A 22,787-nucleotide genomic window follows, 5' to 3' on the forward strand; every position below is an offset into this window, starting at 1 on the left:
GTGAGTAAACTTGTTTAATTTTAAGGAGAAAATTGTTGAGGCTATTCAAGGGATGTTAGAAGACTTCATTGAATGGGCACTTCTAATGTGTAATGATTTGTTACTAAAACAAAATCCTGAAATTCAGTTCTTTACTACAGTCAATAATTTCTTGCTTGCCCTAACCTCAACAATAGCAGTAACCATTGTTTTATATAAGATCATCGAAGTCATGTCAAAGAACGCTGCAGGAGATGCCATTTCATACGGACCCGTTATTGTTAATACGTTAAAAAGTGCCTTGTTGATCCCTGCAATGCCCTTCATTCAGAAGATTTTGTTAGAACAGGTCGCCTATAACATGGGGAACTGGATGATTGGAGAAGGAAGTAAGGTTAGCAAGGAAAAAATCAATGATATGTTTGATCCAAATAACTTTGACACGCTCCATTTTCAGGGTGCTGCACTCCTTATCTTACTATCCGTATTTGCAGTAGCATTTATAGCATTCTTATTTTCAGTTGCAGTATTCCATGCAGATATCATGTTCCTATATTTACTATCTCCCTTAGCTTGTGTATCAGTCATTGCTGATGATAATGAATACTTGGGTGTCTGGTGGCGTGAATTACTAAGTCAGATTGTTACTATTATCGCGAAAATTTTTTTATTCGTAGTCGCTCTAAGTATTTTAATCAATGAAAATATTACGTTTCTTAATTTTCTTTTACTAATGGGTTGCTGTATTCTCCTCATTAAGAGTCCGTCTGTACTTAGGAACATGTGGTATTCATCGGGTTCTGGAAGAGGAATGATCGGGGCTATGGGAGGAACAACAAAACTAGTTGCAAGAAGATTTCTATTAAAAAGATAAACGAAGGTGACTCCGGGTCCAACAAACGGGTGCTGGTTTAGCTCAATAAGCAGTATAAAAGGATCTTCCACTGGAAGATCCTTTTAAGAGCGATTACATAAAACAATTTTAAGAAACTTTCTTTAATTCCTCTGTTAATCGTAGGAATTCTGCTTTATTTTTGTCTCGTAAGGACAGGTCGATTTTCTTTTGAATTTTCTCTTTTCGGAAATCACGTAGGGATTTGTCTAACACCATTTCAGCAATTAGAGAATCCATGACATTTACTTCAGGTTGTGGTGAAATAAGCAAATTCTTTTCCATAAGAAATCAACTCCTTAACCTTTTTTCTAGTATACCAATAATTTTCGGACTATTCAAACAATTAAAATTGGTAATTTGAGAGAGCAATAAAATGAAACATACCTTATCTACATATTTTGGTTACGAATCAAATCATGAGTATGGTGGAACAATTTGCACTCCATTTGTACGGGTTGGGCCATGGCTGGTGCATTATAGCCTAAATATCTTTTCAGCTATGTGAGTTCCTAAAAGAAACCAATAGGGTTGTACAATGATAGATAGTAATACCGGTGCCTACACCTAGTAACAAAAAGAGAGAATTGTGTCCATGGCGTAGGAAAAATGAGACAACGTTAACACAGTTATGGAGGACGTCCTAAAAGAGAAAGAGAGACGCTAGAAGAAATCAGCCGAACCTTTGGGCAGTGGTTGGTCTCGTTCGTGGTAGAGCTGAAGCAGCACTTGTTTGCAATCCTACACAAGTGGCAGAGAAGATGAAGGAATATTCGACCTTGGTATCGATACATTTGTGCTATCTGGATATCCTCATTTAGAGGAAACATATCAATTCGCTGAGTTAGTATTTCCGCTTTTACCGCTGAACAAAAGAGACACCATCAACATAATTCAACAAAACAATCAGCTAATTGGAGATATCATTGTAAATCAGTATATTCCGGAAACAGTCGATAGGATGGGATTTGTTAATCTCTTAAATATTTTAATAATATAAATAACATATATGACAACACATAAGTTATATTATTTTATGTTGTATTCGTCAAAATGTATGTTATATCTTTATTTAAGTTAACAATATCATAGTTATAAATTGTGTTGAAGTAAAGCCTGGCGAGTATGAGCGGATTGCAATCGTAGATGTTATCGTAGTTGCTGTCGTAGAGTAATATATTACGAGGTGAGTACATGTGGAAGGGTTGTTTATAGTGACAATCTCTTCGGAGGTTATTTAATGATAAGAGGCCGAGTAATTTACTTACTAAAATACAATGGACCCCCGTTTTTGGGAGTCCAAAGCATGTAGTAATTTTCCTTGGGGTCAAGGAATTAACGCCTTTTTATTTTGCTTCTTTATTACTGGTAAAAAAGGGGAATATGACTAAATTACACCAAACCTTTTATCTAAATGCCTTTTAAAATAACTGGCTGAAGTACAAATTTTTTGTTCTATATTATGTCAGATGTGTGAAAGTTTCTTGGGTTAATGCCTAAAATGTTTAATTAATTGTCTTCGTTTTTTTACGATATTCATACAGGTGTTTCGGAAAGGGCTGAAATCAGTCCACTTAAACATCAATCTAATTTCTATATATTATTGTAATAATGGATTTTAATCATCTTTGCCTACGATAATACCCAAACTTTCTAATTTATCTAAGATCTCTTTTAAAGATTTTTGTCCTAAGTTACGTAATTTTCTTATATCTTCTTCGGATTTATTAGCTAAGTCTTGAATAGTATTAATCCCACTGCGTTTTAGACTGTTGAAAGAACGAACAGAAAAGTCTAAATCCTCAATAGTCAGTTTAAGTATTTCTTTTTCATTTGAAACTTCTTCTTGTTCTTCCATAATTGGGATATCTTGTGATTCAGGATTAAGTCCTACTAAAATAGAAAGATGTTCATTAAACATTTTTGCACTTTCACAAATGGCTTCGCTGGGCCCTAAACTCCCATCAGTCCAAAGTTCAAAATATAACCTTTCAAAACTATCCAATTGACCTACACGAGTGTTCTCAACTAAATAACTGGCGCGTGAAACCGGTGTATAGATTGAATCTATTGGTATGACTCCTACTTGAAGGCCACCACGTTTGTTTTGCTCTGCAGGAACATAACCACGTCCACGTTTTGCAGTTAGGCGCATTCTAAAATGTACATCTTCTTTAAGGGTAGCAAGATGCAAATCGGGGATTAAGATCTCTACATCATTATCATGAGAAATATCAGCAGCTGTTATTGTACCGGTTCTATGTACATCGATCATCAATTCTTTCTCATCGTCAGAGAGAATATTCATAGATAATTTTTTTATGTTCAAAATGATAGTTGTTACATCTTCTTCTATCCCATCAATAGTTGAAAATTCATTCTGCACCCCATCTATTTGTATGGTAGTGACAGCGGCACCGGGGAGTGAAGATAAAAGGATGCGACGTAATGAGTTGCCAAGTGTCGTTCCAAATCCTCGCATGAGTGGTTCAACGACAAACTTTCCATACTTGGCATCCTCGCTAATCATAACCTTTTCAATTCTTGGCACTTCAATTTTTAACATCCGAATTATACACCCCTTTTACTCATAAACACCAAAAACAACCTATTATATTTAGTTAATATACTCCAAGTACTATGAGGAAAGCTAGTTTAACGGATAAAAAATGTATTCAACGATAGTTTTTATTGTTCAGCTGCAGGAAAGTTTGAGAGACCGTTAGTTAAGAGTGGCTGTGATGGCCGCCCTATTTAATACCCTCAAATAGTACTGTAAATTGATTTTGTGACAATCTCTTTAGGAGGTGTATTTATGGAAAAGAGGCAGAACAATTAACTTATTAAAATACAATGGGCTCCTGTTTTTAGGAGCCCACTGTAGGGAGTAATTTTCCTTGGAGCCTCTTCTTAATATTGCTAAAAGGAGGAAATGAATCTAAATTACACCAAGCTACTTATCTTTAATAAAAGGCATCTTATATTTGTGATGAATTCTTGTTTGGCATCGACTTACTATAAATTACGCACATCAGTGGTATGATGGGAGATGTATTTCTTTCTAATATTTTAATAATAAAAATAACATATATAATAACATATAAGTTGTATTGTATTTTGTTATATGTTTTATGTTGTATGTTATATTTAATTATGACGATCATATCATCATTAATATTAAATTAAAAAATAGATTTTATGAAAAAGAACAATGAACCTATTGGAATGAGAATTTATAAAGAACATTGCTTTAAGATACTAAAAGGAGGAAAATGTAGCTATTTTCAACTTTTAAAAGTAACACCATTTGAATCTGGTAGGCGTTAATAGTTTTTGAACAATGCTTCGAGTAAATCACCTGAATCCCACAGTCTAATCGAAAAGCAACTTCTTCATGTTTCTTAAGGTTAAATTCACCCCAACTAGCCACTAAACCTTGGTCCCCACCAAGGAGTTAAGTGCACCTTGTAGACTTCTCAATTATTATTGTTCCCGGAATATTCCTCTATTAAAAATAAGCGGTTTATATGTTTTAAAAAGACAGAAATAATTCTGTCTCTTTTATTGTAGTCGACAAAACTGTCGATTAAAAACGCAGTTATAATTGGGGAATTTGTTTCCACAATCAAAACATGTTGAGTGCTGTTCACTACTGATATTAAAAAAATAAAAAGTGTGGCCGTGTGTATAAAAAATCTCATTGCAAAGCAGAGAGATTTTTTTGATTAAAGCATGACGTACTTATGCAAGGAAAAACCATAAAAGGGGATAAACAAGAAAAGGATTAAGAGGAATGGTGTAAAGAGAATAATGAGAGGAACATTTTCAAATGAAGGAGGAAAGCGGAATATTCTTTATTGATTAGATGCTTTTGTTTACTGAAGAGGATATTTATACATTGCTATTGATTTAGGTTGGAAAACACGACCGGACTTTTCTTAACTCCGGGAACTTTTTCTTGAAATCATAAAAACAGACCGACTAAAGTATGAAGAAGCAGAGAGAAGTGCTAAATATATAGTAAAATCTATACCAAAACATAATTGAGCAATGATATTACTGGTTTTAGGTTTTAGTATATATTCGAAAAGTCATATGAAATTTTATTAATAAAAGGCGAGGTTTATTATTCTTAGCCGTTCTCCTTTGGAGTATCTACAAAGGAAATAGCAATATTAAGGGATAAATCTTTATAATGATTTATCCCTTATTTATATGTAAGAGACTACTTAGTAGGATACTTTACTACATTCCAAATGTGCTGCGTGTCAGCAGTTTAGCTATCACATATTCGGATGATCTTAAAAATAAATTTATGATAGATAACTTCCTCTTCTCAAACACTTCATTTCTTTTGTCAATTCATCATTTTTTTTAGAAGAGTTGCTCCTTAGCTTTACGGGCATGGAGCTGGCCCCCTAATGATAAATTTATAAATGTTACTTTTTCAATAGACTTAAAACACGCCTCAATAACAATCATATTTTGAATGGTATCTTCTAAAAGATTCTCTTGCATTTTCCCTTCTAATATTAATTGAGAGAAATACTCTACTTCTAACGTATATTGCTGTCCGTATAAATTTTCTACCTTATAATTTCCACTTTCATCAACTATAATAACATGGGCATTTCCATTTTGAGGGATAAAGGCTCTTGGCACTTGAACGGTGCCTTTTGTCCCTATAATTTCATATTGACCCACTCTTGTTCGGTCCATTGCAGCATCAAACAAACTCTGCAATAATCCCATTTTCAAGCTCAATTATTCCCGTTACTGACATATCTACTTGATTAGATATGTCATTTTGAGTTGAAGCAAATACCCGTTTAGGTTCGGTATTTAAAATATTTCTAATTGAATGAATACAGTAACAACCGACATCATAGATACTGCCTCCACCTAATTTTTGATTCATTCGAATATTTCCAATTTGATCCTCAAGGAAAAAAGAAAGGCTCACCCTCATAATCTTTACTTCACCAATTTCACCGGAAGCAATAATTTCTTTTACTCTTTTATGTTGTGGGTGAAATTGATACATAAAACCTTCCATAAACATAACGCTATTTTTCTTACATACTTCGATCATTTCTTTTGCCTCTATTACAGTCAAGGCTGCGGGTTTCTCACAAAAGACATGCTTCCCTTTCTCAGCTGTTTTCTTTACCCAGGTTGAATGGAGTGCATTTGGCAAAGGAATGTAAACTGCATCGATATCTGGATCATCTAACAAATCCTCATAAGTCCCGTAAATCTTAGGAATCCTAAATTTTGAAGCAATTTCGTATACTTTATTATTTGAACTAGCGATTGCAACTACTTCTGCATTAGATGCATCCGTAAATGCTGGAAGTAATTCATCTTGAGCAATGTACGCAGTACTTAAAATTCCCCAACGAACTTTTGTATCCATCCTTCCAACTCCTTTAATTATCTATTTACAATGGTTTCTGTATAAATAAATCATTTTTATTTAAACGTTTAAAATGCTATTTATTTAATTAATTGTTTTTGTTTTGCGAATAGGAGGGATTTATCAAGCATAATCCGCTGAACCCATGCAAAAACACCCTTATGTAATCAGTTTCTTTATATTTAAAATATAATGATTGATGATTTTTCCTATTAATATAGTTATATAAAAACATATAATAATAGTAATTGGGTTTTGAAGATATGTTTTTACACTTTAAAGACATCCTTTTAAAGAAGAAGCCTAAGGGTGACAAATTTTTCAGCCCAAAAGGTTCTGAAGGTATATGGAAAACATCATTCTGGTCTAAAGGCGAAGACTTATGCGAATTTTATACATTCATTTTACAAATGAAGGCTTGAACTTGAATAGAGATAAGCCAATGTAGTTATTGATAATGCAGGTCAATCAATTAGAGCTATCAGAGAAGTGATAACTCAGTAGCTGGAAGGCAACTTACCCGACGGGGCGTTGCCTTTTTGCATTTCTTGATACTGAAGAAGCTAAATAAGTTTATAACTTCATCATAAGATACCTATAAGGATATCTTAAATACAAATTTGTAGTGAAGTATTGATAATATTTTGGTAATATATTTATTAAAATAATGTTATGAGTGGTTGTAAGGGGATGAAATGGTTTGATAAAGGAAAAGCGTATTAAAAAAATTCATGAATATGTTATTGAGCAACAATCTGCATCATTAGACGAATTGGTGTCAGTTTTTGATGTATCGAAAAACACAATCAGGCGTGATATTCAAACACTAGTGGAACGCGGAGAATTGAAAAAAGTTTATGGCGGTGTATCTGCCATTCATAAGAAACTGGAGTCATTTCAAGACAGAAAAATACGCAATCAAGAACAAAAAGCATCTATTGTAAAAAAAGCAGCCAGCTATGTGAAAGATGGTGATATTATTTTCATAGATTCAGGAACTACAACGATTGGGATGTTCAAATATATAAAGGACAAGAACTTGACAATTTTTACGAATAGTATTGATTGTATTGTTCGTGCTCTTCCGTTCGACCATTTAAATGTTATTTCAATCGGGGGGTTACTGGATCGAAAAACCGATTCGTTCGGTAACCCACACAATAACAATATGGACCTTCTAAGTAATTACAATATTAAGAAAGCCTTTATGGCATCTACTGGTATCTCCCTAACCAATGGGGTAACCAACGCCTCCCCACTTGAGAGTGAATTAAAAAAGGTAATTGTTAAAAGAAGTTCAGAGGTTTATTTATTGGTTGACCACGATAAATTCGATAAATATGGGTTAATGACCTATTGCGGTTTAGGTGCTATTGATTATCTAGTTACTGATAGGCTTCCGAATGCAACATATAGAGAATATGCTAAAAAAAATGCCATCCGACTTGTGATTACTCAATGAAAATTGGAATAGTGTTGGCGTTAATTAATTACTTCTTTGACGTATTATAGAAAATATTTCATCCTTTTTATAAAAATATAATGAAGTTTTGGTTATTTGTTGGTACTATGGAGATAGAATAAATATAATGTAAGCGATAACAGTGAATTAGGGTGAATTGAAATGATTAAAGAAATACGCATCAAAAAAATAAATGAATATGTAATTGAACATCAATCTGCGTCTTTAGACGAATTGGTAGCAGCTTTTGATGTATCTAAAAATACAATTAGACGTGATGTTCAAGAATTAGTTGATCGTGGAGACCTAAAAAAGGTTTATGGCGGGGTATCGGTTATTCATAAAAAACTTGAATCGTTTCAAGATAGACAAATACGAAATCAAGAAAAAAAAGCATTAATTTCAGAAAAAGCATCAAGCTATGTGGAAGATGGAGATTTTATTTTTATCGATTCGGGTACCACTACTCTTGCAATGTTTGATTTTCTAAAGGAAAAAAATCTGACTATTTTCACGAATAGTATCGACTTTATCGTTCTTGCCCTTCCGGTTGAGAATTTAACTGTAATTTCTGTCGGAGGAATGCTTGACCGTAAAACCAATTCATTTGTTAATCCAAGAAATATGGAGTTATTTAAAGATTACAATATTAAGAAAGCCTTTATGGCTTCTACGGGCATCTCTCTGGTAAACGGAGTAACGAACGCATCACCTTTGGAAAGTGAATTAAAAAAGACAATTGTCAATCGGAGTTCTGAGGTCTATCTATTGGTAGACCACGATAAATTCGATAAATATGGATTGATGACCTATTGCGGTCTAGATGAAATTGATTTTTTAATTACCGATAGATTTCCGAATGAAACATATAAAGATTATGCTAAGAATAATAGCATTCAGCTAGTTATTGCTGACTAACGTAATCTTGTTAAAATTCCCTTTTTTATGGACCAGTCCCCGTAAAAAAGGGTTTTTTAGTTCTCATTTTTTATAAAAAAAAGAAAAAAAGATTGCATTATTGGTACTATTAGTATTAATATGTACTTATAAATTACCAAGAGTTAACCAAAACTTTATAACGTTTTGAATTTCTGATGCACTTTAATAATGAAAGCGCTTTGGATTGCAGGGTTTGTATTACTCCAAAAAATTTATAAGAAATGGGGTAGTGGATTTCATGCAAATCGTATTAAAGAGGTATTTACTTTTGGATTGAATTATAAAACAAATTGGGGCATATTCTTTGCCAATAACGAAAGGGGAAATTAGTATGCGTTTAGCTTACGATCCGTCACATTATCGTGACAATACTAGTTTAAAAGAGACTATCGATGCAGTTGCTAGATTAGGATATGAATGGGTAGAGTTATCTCCACGTAAAGATTTTATTTGGTTTTATGAATATCCAAAGGTTGATAGGCAGTTGATAAAAGATTTAAAAAGATATTGTTCAGATGCGGGTGTTCGAATCTCTTCCGTCCTTCCTGTTCAACAATGGTCTTCGCCAAATGAACAGGAACGCCAAGCTGCCGTTAGAAATTGGAAACGCTGTATTGAAATTACCTCTGATTTAGGAGTAGATTTAATGAACAGTGAATTTAGCGGAGACAAAAGTCGCCCACTAGAAAGTGAAGCTGCATTTGTAAGATCAATGGAAGAGCTAATGCCAATTTTTGAAAAAGAAGGCATTAAATTAAATCTACAATCCCATCCAAATGATTTTATTGAGTTGAACACAGAAGCAATCCGAATGATTCGTGCGTTTGATAAAGATTGGATTAAATTAGTATATTCTGTAGCACATGCTTTCTTTTATGATGATGGGATCGGCGATGTAGCGAAACACTTAGAGGAAGCAGGGGATTTACTTGCACATGTTTTAATTGCTGATACTCTTAATCATAAAGCAGCCTTTGGATTACGATATATTATTAATCCGCCTAATGCGAACGTAACCATCCATCAGCATTTGAATCCTGGTGAAGGGGAAGTAAACTTTGAAGCATTATATCGGAAATTAAGAGAAATGAGATTTGATGGAATTGTAACCAATTCAGTATTCGCCTATCCTGATAGATCAGAGTGGTCCAATGAACTAACTTTGAAATCCATTAAAGAGGGATTATATATTTAGACGCGCTCTACATCATTTAGAATTTGATTGAAATTCCGATTTTAATTAAAAAAATTCATAAATAAAAAGCCTTTTCTCAGTGATTATGAGGAAAGGCTTTTTTGATTTCAGCCTTATTATTATAAATCTGTGTGTCATTGGGCTCCAAGGTATTCCAATTATTTAAAGTAAGATGAAATTATTGATTGAATCCCAAATTAATAATATGATATAATCATTACATAACCAACATATACCCAATAGTTAATAAAAGGTTGGTATTGATAAACCAATTGGAGGGGATCAAATGCCGTTAATTAGATTTGATTTAATAGAGGGTCGAGATGAAAAAGAGTTGAAACAATTACTAGATGTTTCTCACCGGGCTGTGGTAAAGGCTTTTGGCGTCCCTGAAAGAGATCGTTACCAAATCGTCCATCAGCATCGAGCAAATGAACTAATCATTGAAGACACTGGGTTAGGGTTTGAAAGAAGCCGAAATGTAATTGTTGTCACTATAACAAGTACACAAAGAAGTGATCAGCAAAAGAAAACCTTTTATAAACTATTAGCACAAGGGTTAGCAGAGAATTGTGGAACTGAACCAAATGATATTATGGTCTCCATTGTTACGAATGGGGCAGCTGACTGGAGCTTTGGTTTCGGCGAAGCTCAGTTTTTAACGGGTAAACTATAATCAAAACTTCCAAAATAATCTTAAAAAAACAGTTGACTGAAAGCGTTTTTAGTATTAAGATGAAATCAAAAATAACCAAAAGATAACCAATATATCACAAATAGTTGAATGTAATTTACCAGTTTTATCAGTCTGATAGAGGATCTTACATTCTAAAGTACTCAAAAACTACAATGATTTTATTCTTAAGGAGGAAGCACAAATATGACTAATGTAATGGTGAAAGTAGAAAAACTAAAAAATTATATCAATGGTGAATGGGTCGAAAGTAAAACAACGCAATTTGAGGATGTCTACGATCCTGCTAAAAAAGAAATTATTGCCCAGGTTCCTCTTTCAACAAAAGAAGAAGTTGATTATGCTGTAGAAGTGGCAGCAAATGCATTTGAAAAGTGGAAAAACGTACCTGTGCAAAAGCGGGCGAGAGTCTTATTTGATTTCCACCAACTTTTACAAAAAAATAAAGAAGAATTAGCTCGTATTATCACGATTGAAAATGGTAAAAATCTATCTGAAGCATTAGGTGAAGTAGGACGCGGAATTGAAAATGTGGAATTTGCTGCAGGTGCCCCTACACTAATGATGGGAGACTCACTTACTACAATTGCAACAGATGTAGAAATCACTAATTATCGTTATCCAATTGGTGTTGTTGGCGGAATTACGCCATTTAACTTCCCGATGATGGTACCATGCTGGATGTTCCCAATGGCCATTGCTGTTGGTAATACATTCGTTCTTAAACCATCTGAAAGAACACCATTATTAGCTCAAAAACTTGCTCAACTATTAGAAGAAGCTGGTCTTCCTAAAGGAGTCTTCAACATTGTTCACGGTGCACATGATGTTGTAAATGGACTTTTAGACCACCCAGAAGTGAAAGCTATTTCCTTCGTTGGTTCAAAGCCTGTCGGAGAATATGTATACAAACGCGGAAGTCAAAATCTAAAACGTGTTCAAGCCTTAACAGGTGCTAAAAACCATTCAGTCGTTTTAAATGATGCTGATTTAGAACTTGCTACAACAAATGTTATTGCTTCTGCCTTTGGTTCGGCTGGTGAACGCTGCATGGCTTGTTCGGTTGTAACAGTAGAAGAAGGAATTGCGGATGCTTTTCTTGATAGATTACTAGAAAATGCAAAAGAAGTAAAAATCGGTCACGGCTTGGATGAAGGCGTATTCTTAGGTCCGGTTATACGTGAACAAAATCAACTGCGGACATTAGGTTATATCCAAAAGGGTATTGAAGAAGGGGCAAAATTAGTATGTGATGGCCGGGAAAATACACCAGAAGAAGGATTTTTTGTAGGACCAACTATTTTTGATGATGTAACAACCGATATGGCCATCTGGAAAGATGAAATTTTTGCTCCAGTCCTATCCATCGTTCGTGTTAAAAACTTAAAAGAAGCTGTGGAAACAGCCAATCAATCAGAATTTGCAAATGGTGCATGTCTCTATACATCAAACGCTTCGGCCATTCGTTACTTCCGTGAAAATATCGATGCAGGTATGCTTGGAATTAACTTAGGTGTTCCAGCTCCAATGGCATTCTTCGCATTCTCTGGATGGAAATCTTCCTTCTACGGAACATTACCTGCAAACGGGAAAGACGGTGTAGACTTTTATACACGTAAAAAAGTAGTTACAGCTAATTATAAAGCCCCATCATTTGAATAAGTTACCAGCAACTGTAACATTCGGCTATTATCCTGCTAATGATTGCTAGGATAATAGCCATTACTAGAATTCACAGAAATAGGGGGAAACTACAAAGTGAGTAAATTGCTCCGAAAACCAAATCTTAAAGAAACGTCACCAGGTGTAACCATCGTTCATGAAGTAACAAGTGAAAATTCTTCATTAGAATATGTGGGGTTTAAAGTAATCGACCTTACTCCAGGTAGTACATATACAGAAGAACTAGCTAAAGTAGAATGCTGCATTGTCGCACTAACAGGGAAAATCAATGTTACCGATCATGAACAAGCATTTAAAAATATAGGTACTAGAGAAAGCGTATTTGAAAAGAAACCAACAGATAGTGTTTATGTATCGAATGATCGTTCTTTTGAGGTGGAGGCTGTGAGTCAAGCTCGGGTTGCTCTTTGTTACTCCCCATCTTTTAATCAATTGCCTACTATGTTAATTAAAGCGGAAGATAATGGAATTGAAAATAGAGGGAAATATAGCAATAAGCGTTTAGTTCATAATATCTTACCAGATTCAGACCCTTCCGCAAATAGTTTACTAGTGGTAGAAGTATTCACAGAAAGCGGAAACTGGTCAAGCTATCCTCCCCATAAGCATGATCAAGATAACTTGCCGAATGAGTCTTTTTTAGAAGAAAGCTACTATCATGAAATGAACCCTCGTCAAGGATTTGTCTTCCAACGTGTATACACAGATGACCGTTCTCTTGATGAAACAATGGCAGTAGAGAATGGCGACGTCGTGTTAGTACCTGCCGGATACCATCCAGTTGGGGTTCCTGATGGTTATGAATCCTATTACCTAAATGTAATGGCAGGACCAACACGCATTTGGAAATTTCACAATGAGCCAGCACACGAATGGATCCTAAACCGTAAATAAAGGAGATGTTATGAAAAAATGAACGTTCAATTTCATTCTGATAGAGAATTTGACCTTATTGCCATTGGCCGTGCATGCATGGATTTAAACGCGGTGGAATACAACCGTCCAATGGAAGAAACAATGACATTTAAAAAATATGTAGGCGGTTCACCAGCAAATATTGCGATTGGATCATCAAAGCTTGGACTAAAAACAGGATTTATCGGCAAGCTTGCTAATGACCAGCATGGACGTTTTATTGAGCAGTATATGCGTGGTGTTGGCGTCGATACATCCAACATGGTCGTTGATCAAGAAGGCCATAAGACAGGTTTAGCCTTTACAGAGATTAAAAGTCCGGAAGAGTGCAGTATCTTAATGTACCGTGATGAAGTAGCTGACCTTTATTTACAGCCATCTGAGGTAGATGAAGACTATATTAAAAAAGCAAAAGTTCTTCTCGTTTCAGGTACAGCGTTAGCTAAAAGCCCTTCCCGTGAAGCCGTATTAAAAGCCATTCATCTAGCAAAGAAACACGACGTTAAAGTTGTTTTTGAATTGGACTATCGTGGATATACATGGGTATCACCTGCAGAAACATCTGTTTATTATTCATTAGTGGCGGAGCAGGCAGATGTTGTAGTAGGTACACGTGATGAGTTCGATGTGATGGAAAACGTGGCAGAAGGCAGCAACGCAGCGACTGTTAACCATTTGTTTAAATACTCCCCAGAACTAGTTGTGATTAAGCACGGGGTAGAGGGGTCTTATGCGTATTCAAAATCAGGAGAAACATTCAGAGGCCAGGCTTATCTAACAAAAGTATTAAAAACGTTTGGTGCGGGCGACTCTTACGCATCTGCATTCTTATACGCTTTAATCACAGGCAAGGATATTGAGACCGCTCTTAAATATGGCAGTGCCTCTGCAGCCATTGTGGTAAGTAAACACAGTTCTTCAGAAGCGATGCCAACCGTTGTCGAAATTGAACAATTAATTGCGGAAAGATCTGAAAAAGCTGAACAAACAGTTTGAGGTGAGAATAGCCATGGAAAAAATTAGATTAACAACAGCGCAGGCATTAATTAAATTTTTAAATCAACAATATATCCATGTTGATGGAAATGAATTTCCATTTGTTGAAGGGATCTTTAATGTATTTGGACATGGAAATGTTTTAGGAATCGGGCAGGCACTTGAGCAATACTCAGGCCATTTAAAGGTGATTCAAGGGAAAAACGAACAAGGGATGGCACATGCAGCAATCGCATACAGTAAACAAATGCTTCGTCAAAAAATCTATGCCGTAACGACGTCTGTTGGACCAGGTTCAGCCAACTTGGCCGCAGCGGCTGGGACAGCCTTGGCCAATAACATCCCTGTATTGTTTATCCCGGGTGATACCTTTGCATCCAGACAGCCTGATCCAGTTTTACAACAAGTAGAACAAGAATATAGCTTAGCTGTAACGACAAATGATGCATTAAAACCGGTCTCCAGGTATTGGGATCGGATTACACGCCCTGAACAGTTAATGCCAAGTTTGCTTCGTGCCTTTGAAGTAATGACCGACCCAGGAAAAGCAGGCCCGGCAACGATTTGTATTGCGCAGGATGTAGAAGGGGAAGCGTATGACTATGATGAAAAATTCTTTGAAAAACGCGTCCATTATGTCGATCGTAAAGCGCCGGTTGAGCGAGAACTTAAGGGAGCTGCTGAACGGATCCGTGCAAGCAAAAAACCGGTGATTTTAGTTGGCGGTGGAGCAAAATACTCCCAAGCACGTGATATTTTGGTCTCGCTTTCGGAAAAACATAATATCCCATTAGTAGAAACACAAGCCGGTAAAGCAACAATAGAATCCGATTTCAAAAATAATCTAGGTGGAATGGGGATCACTGGTACACTGGCAGCCAATAAAGCGGCGCGTCAAGCTGATTTATTTATTGGGATTGGAACAAGATATACAGATTTTGCCACTTCTTCAAAAACTGCATTTGACTTTGATCAAACCAAGTTCTTAAATATCAATGTCAGCCGTCTGCAGGCTTATAAAATGGATGCCTTCCAAGTCGTAGCGGATGCAAAAATAACATTAGAGCAATTGGCACCATTATTAGAAGGATATGAAAGTGATTTTGGCAGTGAAATTGCTGAATTAAAAGAAGAATGGAATGCTGAACGTGACCGTTTGAGTCAAGTAACATTCAAGCGTGAGAATTTCCTTCCGGAAGTTAAAAATCATTTTTCTCAAGAAGTATTGAATGAATATGCGGACGCACTTAACACAGAGCTTGCTCAGACGACGGCCTTACTAGCCGTGAATGACACCATTTCACCTGACAGCGTGATCATCACTGCAGCTGGGTCCCTTCCAGGAGATGTACAGCGTATATGGAATACGACTGAACCAAATACTTACAATGTCGAGTACGGCTACTCTTGTATGGGGTATGAAGTATCGGGTGCATTAGGGGTAAAATTAGCGGAGCCAACGAAAGAGGTATATTCCCTTGTAGGTGATGGCAGCTTCCTATTGCTGCATTCTGAATTAATTACGTCTATTCAATACGGACAAAAAATCAATGTTGTCCTCTTTGATAATTCAGGATTTGGATGTATCAACAATTTACAAATGGATCATGGCGGCGGCAGTTATTTCTGTGAATTTAGAACCCATGATAATAAAATCCTCAATATTGACTATGCAAAAGTGGCTGAGGGATATGGTGCAAAGACCTACCGCGTCAATACAGTCGAAGAATTGAAAGCAGCCTTAGAAGATGCCAAGAAGCAAGAAGTCTCTACACTAATCGATATTAAAGTCCTTCCAAAAACAATGACTGATGGCTATGATAGCTGGTGGAATGTCGGTGTTGCAGAGGTATCGAATAAAGAAAGCATCCAAAAGGCATATGAGTTAAGACAACAAAAATTAGAAACGGCAAAACAATACTAAATCTAAAAATCCATTTGAGGTTGGATCAAATTCACTTGAATTTGATCCGCCTTAATTAGTTTGAAAATTCAGACAAGAGAGGTGGGATGGAAATGATCGCAACAACAAGGTTAGTTCCGATGAAAGAAATGCTTGATAAAGCGAAAAAAGAAAAGTATGCGGTAGGACAATTTAATATCAACAGCTTTCAATGGGCAGAAGCGATGCTAGAAGCGGCTGAAGAGGAGCGGTCTCCTATAATTGTGGCCTCATCCGATAGACTAGTAGATTATTTGGGCGGATTTAAGACGATAGCTGCGATGGTAAATAGAATTGTAGAGGAAAAGAAGATTACAGTACCGGTTGCGCTTCATCTTGATCATGGAAAAAGTGTGGAAAGATGTAAGGAGGCCATTGACGCTGGATATACCTCCGTTATGATTGACGGTTCGCACTATTCCATTGAAGAAAACATTGCCATGACAAAGCAAGTGACTGACTATGCCCGGCATCACGGTGTGACAGTCGAAGCTGAGGTTGGAACCGTGGGCGGTAACGAGGATGGTCTTATCGGTGGCATTAATTACGCCGATCCACAGGAATGTTTACGGCTTGTCCAAGAAACAAACATCGATGCACTGGCAGCGGCCCTTGGCTCTGTACATGGCCCCTACCAAGGAGAACCAAAATTAGGGTTTGCCGAAATGAAGGAAATTTCAGAATTAACCAATGTGCCGCTTGTCCTACATGGTGGTTCAGGGATCCCATTACACCAAATTCATAAGGCGATTGAATTAGGTCATGCCAAAATTAATGTGAATACAGAATGCTTGCAAGCATGGGCAAAGGCTGTTCGAAATGTGCTCGAGAACGATAAGGAAGTGTATGATGCCCGGACCATTCTTACACCAGGTAAGGAAGCTGTTAAAGAAACGGTAAAAGCGAAGATTAGAGAATTTAAATCAAGCTATAAAGCATAAAATCAACCGGGCGAAATTTGCCCGGTTTTTTCTTAAATCAATAAAATGGAAGTGGTATGCCTGAGTACATTACGAACGAATAGAAATAAATATCTGTTTATTGTTGTTTCTTTTTTATTGTGGTTTCCGCAATTTCTCTATGTTCCTGTTTTTTCACCTTATATGGAATCATTGGGGGGAAAGTATACATTTATTGGGATGGTATTGAGCAGCTACGGGATAATGCAGCTTTTATGCAGACTTCCGATTGGGATATTTTCTGATGTAAAGAAAGCTAGGAAACCATTTATCATTTTTGGCATGTTGGCCAGCATGTTAAGTTGTGTGATTTTTTTACTAACAGATAGTTTAGGTTGGATTCTCGCAGCCCGCGCACTTGCAGGAATTTCAGCGGCTACGTGGGTCGCATTTACAGTGTTATATCCCAGTTATTTTGCTGATCATGAAGTACATCGGGCAATGGGGAGTATTTCATTTATTGTCGTTCTTGCCCAGTTTTTAGGGATGAGTTTCAGTGGTTCAATCGTAAGTGAATGGGGCTGGAAAGCTCCATTTTGGATAGCTGGAGCTTTCAGCATCCTCGGTGTGATCCTATCCCTTTTTATTTTTGAATCAAAAGAAGGAATAGAGAGGGAACCGCTAAAGGTGAAGGAATTAGCGACTGTTATAAAAGAACCATCATTGTTGAAGGTGGCCCTATTATCGATTTTGGCACATAGTATTATTTTTTCAACGATGTTTGGATTTACATCCAACTATGCCCTCCATATTGGCTTTCATGCAAGAGAGCTCACTTTCATCGTGTTTGCGTTTATGATCCCTCATGCCATTGCGACTCCTTTTATGGGGAGAGTACTTGTTCCGCTTTTGGGTGAATGGAATGCCCTAAAAACGGCCTTTTTCTTTGCGTCCGTTTTCACGTTACTGATTCCGTTCGTTCAGAGTAAAGAGTTATTTTTGGCCGTTCAGATTTTTAGCGGATTTTCATTGGGCTTAATTTTCCCGTTGCTGTTAGGATTGGCCATTGAAAAAATTACACCCGAAAAAAGAGCGACGGCGATGGGTGCCTACCAGGCTATTTATGCAATAGGCATCTTTGTAGGGCCATTTTGTGCAGGAATATTTAATTCACTATTGGGAATTAAAGCAGGATTTTATTTTGTCGGGGTACTGGGACTAATGGCTACGTTCCTCATCATCATTTGGGGGAAAGATCATGCTGAATTGGAAAAAGAAAAATCTATCAAAAAAAGTAAGGCTGGTGCCTAGTAATTGTCGATGTGTCCTTTACAACAAATTCCTAAAATTTTGATAAAAGATACAAAGTTAAAAAACTTTGTATCTTTTTTTATAACCACCATAGCAAGAAAGGAGAGCAGTGTGTATAGTTAGGAAAGGACTTTCCTAAAGTGAGTTCTCAAAAAAAGATATATTCTGAAAGAAACACCTTAAATCCGGTATTGTTTAATTTCTTTCTCGTCATTCCAGGTAAAGCATATGATGTTTCGAAGTATAAAAGTAATCGAAACTTTTAAAAGAGAAGACCAGTATTGTATGAAAAATGCTTAAGAATAGCCTTTTTTCTTTAAGCGTCCAGTAAGCTATCAATCCCAAATTGAATTTAAAAAATTTTCATAAAAATGAAATAAAAGTAATTGACGATTTTAATGTAAGTGATTACAATAAAAATATAGGAAAGAACTTTCCTAAATGTTTTTTCTAAGTGAGTTTTTTTAATAATAATTAGAAAAAAGTATTTCTTAAAATGATGAGGTGTGATGAAATGAGTCAATTAAAGGTTGGGTTATTAGGTGCTGGCAGAATGGGGGCCTTTCACGGAGAAAGTATAGCAAAACGAATACCAGATGCTACTTTATATGCAGTAGCAGATCCATTTCCCGGTGCTGCAGAAAAATTTGCAAATGAATTAGGATTAAATATAAAAACGTATACAGATCCACTTGAAATGATGCAGGACCCAAATGTAGATGCAGTTATTATCGCTTCACCAGCAAGAACACATGCAAGTAATGTTATTGCTGCTGCGAAAAACGGAAAAGCTGTTTTTTGTGAAAAGCCAATGGCGATAACACTGGAAGAAGCGGATGAAGTTCTTCAAGTTGTTAAGGAGATGAAAGTGCCATTACAAGTTGGATTTAACCGTCGCTTTTCAAAAGGCTTCAAAGGCGCGCATGAAGAAATCGTTGCTGGAAAAATTGGTACACCACAATTATTACGCTCTTTAACAAGAGATCCAGCATTAGGTAATCCAAATAAACCTGAGTGGACTATTTTTCTGGAAACACTTATTCATGATTTTGATACACTTTTATACCTAAATCCAAATGCTAAACCAGTTGAAGTATTTGTTATGGCAGATGCTTTGGTAGCACCAGAATTTAAGGATAAAGGTTTACTCGATACAGCAGTTGTAAGCGTTAGATTTGATAATGGCGCTATTGCTGTTGCAGAAGCAAACTTCCAAGCAGTGTATGGGTATGATGTCCGTGGGGAAGTCTTTGGTTCTGAAGGGATGTTACAGATGGGAAGCATTCGCGAATCAAGTATGACTAGGTATACAAAAGAGGGAGCGAGTTATAATACTTTGCGCTACGATCAGGACTTGCTCTTTGATGCTTATGTAGATGAATTAAAAGATTTTGTTGATTCAGTAAAGAACAATAAACCGACTTCCATTACCGGAGAGGATGCCCGTTCTGCATTGTTAATCGCTCTTGCATGTATAGAGTCGTATAAGGAGAAAAAGCCGGTTAAAGTAGAAAATGATGTTTTAATTACGGTTTGAATGGATAAAAATTGCCCTTTTTCCTAATAACTTTGTTTATAATGAAAAATAGAAATTGGGGAAAGGGAGATTAGCATTGAAGCCAACTATATATGATGTTGCAAAAAAAGCAAATGTTTCTATATCTACTGTATCGAAAGTATTAAACGGAAATGGAAGTATCAGTGAAAAGACAAAGAAACGAATTTGGGAAGTAATTGATGAATTACAGTTTCAGCCAAGTATTGCTTCTTCCGTTAAAAAGGCAATGAAAACAATTGGTTTGTTGATTCCTGATATTTCTAATCCATTTATGGCTGAAGTGACAAGAGCAATTGAGGACAACGGTCGTAAAAAAGGGTTTAATGTCATTATATGTAGTACTGATAATGACAGTACCAAAGAAGATGAATATATTTCCATGTTGAAACAAAAATATGTTGATGGAATGATCATTGCAACTGGTTTAAAAAATAGGCGCGCTTTTCAACAATTAATTGAGAGTGATATTCCAGTTGTGATGCTTTCTCGTGATGTTCCTAATTTACCCATTCATATAGTAATGGTAGACGATTTTCAGGGTGGGTATGAAGCTGGTACTCATTTAGCACAGTTAGGTCATCGAAAAATAGCCATGATCGTAGAAAACATCAATATCCCTTCCATAAAAAACCGAGTAAAGGGATTTAAAGAAGGATTAAAAGCTTCTGGTCTATCTTCTGAAGAGTTAACCATCCTATATAGTTCTTTAGATTTGGATGAGAGTGGACAAGTGTGCTTAAATTTATTGGAAAATCAAGAAAACAGGCCTACAGCCATTTTTGTTTCGACAGAGTTACTTGCTTTTGGTGTTTTCCGTGCAGCAAGAACTCTAAAGATACAAATCCCTAATGAGTTATCTATTGTAGGATTTGATAATAGTATTTTGGCAAAACTTAGTGACCCGCCATTAACGACTATCGCTCAACCTATAGAAGAAATGGGAGCAAAAGCAGTAGAGTTGCTTGTTGATGAAATTACCAATAAGAAAGAACAATCTAATAAAGTGATGCAACGGGTAGTTATGTCTCCTCTCTTGATTGTTCGTGATTCAACGGCTCCAATTTCTATGAATGAAAGATAAGATCTTCTCCATTTTCCAGGCATTATGTTAGTTTCACATCAGAACAGGATTTCATTCCATTTTACATAGAAAAGGGAGATGCCTTAAAAGAAATTTGTAAGCGCTGCACAGTTTGAAAACCAATGGAAGTTTTACTTTAGGATTATTGTTTCTTAGATTAATTTTACAGTTGTTTTGCCCAAGAGTTAATCACTTATATATATAAGGGGAATTTCTATATGGAGAATATTTCAAATAAGAGTGTGCAATTGGATCATTTTACGAAAAAGAACCCAAAAAAGTTTTTGAAATTAATTACCACTGTATCAACATTTGGGGGGCTATTATTCGGATATGATACTGGTGTTATGAATGGTTCACTCCCATTTATGGCAAAGCCCGAACAATTAAATCTTACCCCTCTTACAGAAGGGCTTGTAGCAAGTTCTCTAACGTTAGGAGCTGCTTTTGGTTCAATAGTGGGAGGACAGTTATCAGATCGAAAAGGGCGCAGAAGTCTAATACTGTATCTCGCTATTATCTTTTTATTTGCAACAATGGGCTGCGTTACTGCACCCAATGCAACAGTAATGATTATTTTCCGCTTCATTCTAGGCCTTGCTGTCGGCGGTTCTTCGGTAATCATACCATCCTATCTTTCGGAAATGTCTCCGTCGGAACATCGGGGCAGGATGGTTACGCGAAATGAATTAATGATTGTTACTGGGCAATTTCTAGCTTATGTTTTTAACGCCATTATTGGAAATGCCTTTGGAGATACAGGACATGTTTGGCGTTATATGTTAGTTGTTGCAACTTTACCGGCAGTGGCATTATGGTTTGGAGTGGCTGTTCTACCAGAAAGTCCTCGATGGTTAGCCTCAAAAGGAAAAATGGCTGAAGCATTAAAGGTACTGCAAATGATTCGTAATGAGAGTATTGCACAACAAGAATTAAATGAAATAAAAACACATATTCAAGAATCGCAAAAAGTAGAAAAAGCATCACTAAAAGATTTAAGGGTACCTTGGGTTCGATATATGGTAGGAATAGGGGTTGTCGTTGGGTCAGTAGCTCAGTTAGTGGGAATAAATTCTATTATGTATTATGGAACTCAAATTCTTGAAAATGCTGGTTTTGGAACCAAGACAGCTTTGATTGCAAACGTAGCAAATGGTTTAATTGCCGTTATTGCTGTTATCGTTGGTATGTCCCTCCTTAACAAAGTGAATAGACGGACGATGCTGCTTATAGGTTTTACTGGTGTTACAGTGGTTTTAATAGCGATTGGGATTACTAATATTGCGCTAACTGATTCACCGATTTTACCATTTATCGTATTAACATTGACAGTAACATACTTAGCCTTTTTTCAAGGGTTTATTGGACCTTTAGGATGGCTCGTAATAGCTGAAATTGCCCCTGTTCGCCTACGTGGTCTTAGTATGGGGATCGCTACATGCTCCCAATGGATTTGCAATTTTCTAGTAGGACTATTGTTCCCTACTCTTTTAAGAATACTCGGACTATCAGGAACCTTTTTCTTATTTGCTGTGTTTGGATTTATTGGGATATTATTTGTTGCGAAAAACTTGCCAGAGACAAGAGGGCTGACATTGGAACAAATAGAGGATGAGTTTAGAGATAAATATGATGTAAATCAGAGTAAGGTTAGTAAAATAGGTTAAAGACCGTTTGTAAATGTGAGTATCCGGGCGTTTTGTATTATCAAGTACTAGAATCATATATAAATAATAATCTGAAAATTCAATCCACTCTGAAATATGGTAGAGTACTAGACTCTATAAAAGAAACATTAAATAAAATTAGTAACGAGGAGGAAGTA

General features: G+C 36.2%; 18 protein-coding genes and 1 pseudogene. 15 read left to right on the top strand and 4 right to left on the bottom strand.

Annotated elements, in window-relative coordinates; genetic code table 11:
• The first annotated feature begins 10 nt into the window (after positions 1 to 10).
• Positions 11 to 853 carry a conjugal transfer protein TrbL family protein gene (locus tag J7E67_RS20340; protein ID WP_214732757.1) on the top strand — a complete coding sequence of 281 codons (843 nt, stop codon included), beginning with the start codon at positions 11 to 13 and terminating at the stop codon, positions 851 to 853.
• 108 nt (positions 854 to 961) lie between these two features.
• Here J7E67_RS20340 and J7E67_RS20345 read toward each other — a convergent pair whose 3' ends face one another.
• Positions 962 to 1,156, bottom strand: coding sequence for an IDEAL domain-containing protein (locus J7E67_RS20345; RefSeq protein ID WP_214732758.1), 195 nt, complete (start codon positions 1,154 to 1,156; stop codon positions 962 to 964).
• A gap of 389 nt (positions 1,157 to 1,545) precedes the next feature.
• Between J7E67_RS20345 and J7E67_RS31445 the strand changes: the two are divergent.
• Positions 1,546 to 1,871 (top strand): annotated as a pseudogene (locus J7E67_RS31445) (hypothetical protein); the annotation flags it as partial.
• 618 nt (positions 1,872 to 2,489) lie between these two features.
• Here J7E67_RS31445 and J7E67_RS20355 read toward each other — a convergent pair.
• The 3 genes from J7E67_RS20355 to J7E67_RS20360 all read right to left on the bottom strand — a co-directional run bounded on the left by J7E67_RS20355 (position 2,490) and on the right by J7E67_RS20360 (position 6,287).
• Positions 2,490 to 3,437: a DNA-directed RNA polymerase subunit alpha gene (locus J7E67_RS20355; protein WP_214732759.1), complete on the bottom strand. Its 948-nt coding sequence runs from the start codon at positions 3,435 to 3,437 to the stop codon at positions 2,490 to 2,492.
• Positions 3,438 to 5,245: 1,808 nt separating this feature from the next.
• Positions 5,246 to 5,623, bottom strand: a complete 378-nt coding sequence (locus J7E67_RS32160; RefSeq protein WP_308161462.1) for a Gfo/Idh/MocA family oxidoreductase — start codon at positions 5,621 to 5,623, stop codon at positions 5,246 to 5,248.
• Positions 5,598 to 6,287: a Gfo/Idh/MocA family protein gene (locus tag J7E67_RS20360; RefSeq protein ID WP_308161461.1), complete on the bottom strand. Its 690-nt coding sequence runs from the start codon at positions 6,285 to 6,287 to the stop codon at positions 5,598 to 5,600. Before J7E67_RS20360 ends, J7E67_RS32160 begins: the two co-directional genes overlap by 26 nt.
• Before the next feature lie 700 nt (positions 6,288 to 6,987).
• Between J7E67_RS20360 and J7E67_RS20365 the strand changes: the two genes are divergently transcribed.
• The 13 genes from J7E67_RS20365 (at position 6,988) to J7E67_RS20425 (ending at position 22,629) form a co-directional block, all read left to right on the top strand.
• Entirely contained in the window at positions 6,988 to 7,749 is a 762-nt protein-coding gene (locus J7E67_RS20365) for a DeoR/GlpR family DNA-binding transcription regulator (RefSeq protein ID WP_214732760.1), read from the top strand.
• 162 nt (positions 7,750 to 7,911) lie between these two features.
• Complete coding sequence (locus J7E67_RS20370; RefSeq protein WP_214732761.1) at positions 7,912 to 8,667, top strand: DeoR/GlpR family DNA-binding transcription regulator; 756 nt, start codon at positions 7,912 to 7,914, stop codon at positions 8,665 to 8,667.
• A 352-nt stretch (positions 8,668 to 9,019) separates the two neighbouring features.
• Positions 9,020 to 9,883, top strand: a complete 864-nt coding sequence (locus tag J7E67_RS20375; RefSeq protein ID WP_214732771.1) for a sugar phosphate isomerase/epimerase family protein — start codon at positions 9,020 to 9,022, stop codon at positions 9,881 to 9,883.
• A 286-nt stretch (positions 9,884 to 10,169) separates the two neighbouring features.
• Complete coding sequence (locus tag J7E67_RS20380) at positions 10,170 to 10,559, top strand: tautomerase family protein (protein ID WP_214714043.1); 390 nt, start codon at positions 10,170 to 10,172, stop codon at positions 10,557 to 10,559.
• 216 nt (positions 10,560 to 10,775) lie between these two features.
• Complete coding sequence (locus J7E67_RS20385) at positions 10,776 to 12,239, top strand: CoA-acylating methylmalonate-semialdehyde dehydrogenase (protein ID WP_214732772.1); 1,464 nt, start codon at positions 10,776 to 10,778, stop codon at positions 12,237 to 12,239.
• A 96-nt stretch (positions 12,240 to 12,335) separates the two neighbouring features.
• A complete protein-coding gene (iolB, locus tag J7E67_RS20390; RefSeq protein ID WP_214732762.1) occupies positions 12,336 to 13,154 on the top strand; it encodes a 5-deoxy-glucuronate isomerase in 819 nt (272 codons plus the stop codon).
• A gap of 18 nt (positions 13,155 to 13,172) precedes the next feature.
• Complete coding sequence (iolC, locus tag J7E67_RS20395; protein ID WP_214732763.1) at positions 13,173 to 14,171, top strand: 5-dehydro-2-deoxygluconokinase; 999 nt, start codon at positions 13,173 to 13,175, stop codon at positions 14,169 to 14,171.
• 13 nt (positions 14,172 to 14,184) lie between these two features.
• Positions 14,185 to 16,095: a 3D-(3,5/4)-trihydroxycyclohexane-1,2-dione acylhydrolase (decyclizing) gene (gene iolD, locus J7E67_RS20400; protein ID WP_214732764.1), complete on the top strand. Its 1,911-nt coding sequence runs from the start codon at positions 14,185 to 14,187 to the stop codon at positions 16,093 to 16,095.
• A gap of 92 nt (positions 16,096 to 16,187) precedes the next feature.
• On the top strand, positions 16,188 to 17,054 hold the full coding sequence (gene fba / locus J7E67_RS20405; protein ID WP_251026896.1) for a class II fructose-1,6-bisphosphate aldolase: 867 nt from the start codon (positions 16,188 to 16,190) through the stop codon (positions 17,052 to 17,054).
• A gap of 60 nt (positions 17,055 to 17,114) precedes the next feature.
• A complete protein-coding gene (locus J7E67_RS20410) occupies positions 17,115 to 18,323 on the top strand; it encodes an MFS transporter (protein ID WP_214714102.1) in 1,209 nt (402 codons plus the stop codon).
• Positions 18,324 to 18,837: 514 nt separating this feature from the next.
• Positions 18,838 to 19,860, top strand: a complete 1,023-nt coding sequence (locus J7E67_RS20415; RefSeq protein WP_214732765.1) for a Gfo/Idh/MocA family oxidoreductase — start codon at positions 18,838 to 18,840, stop codon at positions 19,858 to 19,860.
• 76 nt (positions 19,861 to 19,936) lie between these two features.
• The gene (locus J7E67_RS20420; protein WP_214732766.1) at positions 19,937 to 20,962 is read left to right on the top strand and encodes a LacI family DNA-binding transcriptional regulator; all 1,026 of its coding nucleotides are present in this window, start codon (positions 19,937 to 19,939) and stop codon (positions 20,960 to 20,962) included.
• Positions 20,963 to 21,180: 218 nt separating this feature from the next.
• Positions 21,181 to 22,629, top strand: coding sequence for a sugar porter family MFS transporter (locus J7E67_RS20425; RefSeq protein ID WP_214732767.1), 1,449 nt, complete (start codon positions 21,181 to 21,183; stop codon positions 22,627 to 22,629).
• The last annotated feature ends 158 nt before the right edge of the window (positions 22,630 to 22,787 follow it).

The organism is Bacillus sp. ISL-46 (assembly GCF_018613205.1).

Coding starts and splice junctions, on each gene's coding strand:
- J7E67_RS32160 (WP_308161462.1), bottom strand. CDS start 5,623: ATGGGATTATTGCAGAGTTTGTTTGATGCTGCAATGGACCGAACAAGA.
- iolC (WP_214732763.1), top strand. CDS start 13,173: ATGAACGTTCAATTTCATTCTGATAGAGAATTTGACCTTATTGCCATT.
- J7E67_RS20385 (WP_214732772.1), top strand. CDS start 10,776: ATGGTGAAAGTAGAAAAACTAAAAAATTATATCAATGGTGAATGGGTC.
- J7E67_RS20370 (WP_214732761.1), top strand. CDS start 7,912: ATGATTAAAGAAATACGCATCAAAAAAATAAATGAATATGTAATTGAA.
- J7E67_RS20425 (WP_214732767.1), top strand. CDS start 21,181: ATGGAGAATATTTCAAATAAGAGTGTGCAATTGGATCATTTTACGAAA.
- J7E67_RS20375 (WP_214732771.1), top strand. CDS start 9,020: ATGCGTTTAGCTTACGATCCGTCACATTATCGTGACAATACTAGTTTA.
- J7E67_RS20345 (WP_214732758.1), bottom strand. CDS start 1,156: ATGGAAAAGAATTTGCTTATTTCACCACAACCTGAAGTAAATGTCATG.
- fba (WP_251026896.1), top strand. CDS start 16,188: ATGATCGCAACAACAAGGTTAGTTCCGATGAAAGAAATGCTTGATAAA.
- J7E67_RS20380 (WP_214714043.1), top strand. CDS start 10,170: ATGCCGTTAATTAGATTTGATTTAATAGAGGGTCGAGATGAAAAAGAG.
- J7E67_RS20360 (WP_308161461.1), bottom strand. CDS start 6,287: ATGGATACAAAAGTTCGTTGGGGAATTTTAAGTACTGCGTACATTGCT.
- iolD (WP_214732764.1), top strand. CDS start 14,185: ATGGAAAAAATTAGATTAACAACAGCGCAGGCATTAATTAAATTTTTA.
- J7E67_RS20355 (WP_214732759.1), bottom strand. CDS start 3,437: ATGTTAAAAATTGAAGTGCCAAGAATTGAAAAGGTTATGATTAGCGAG.
- J7E67_RS20415 (WP_214732765.1), top strand. CDS start 18,838: ATGAGTCAATTAAAGGTTGGGTTATTAGGTGCTGGCAGAATGGGGGCC.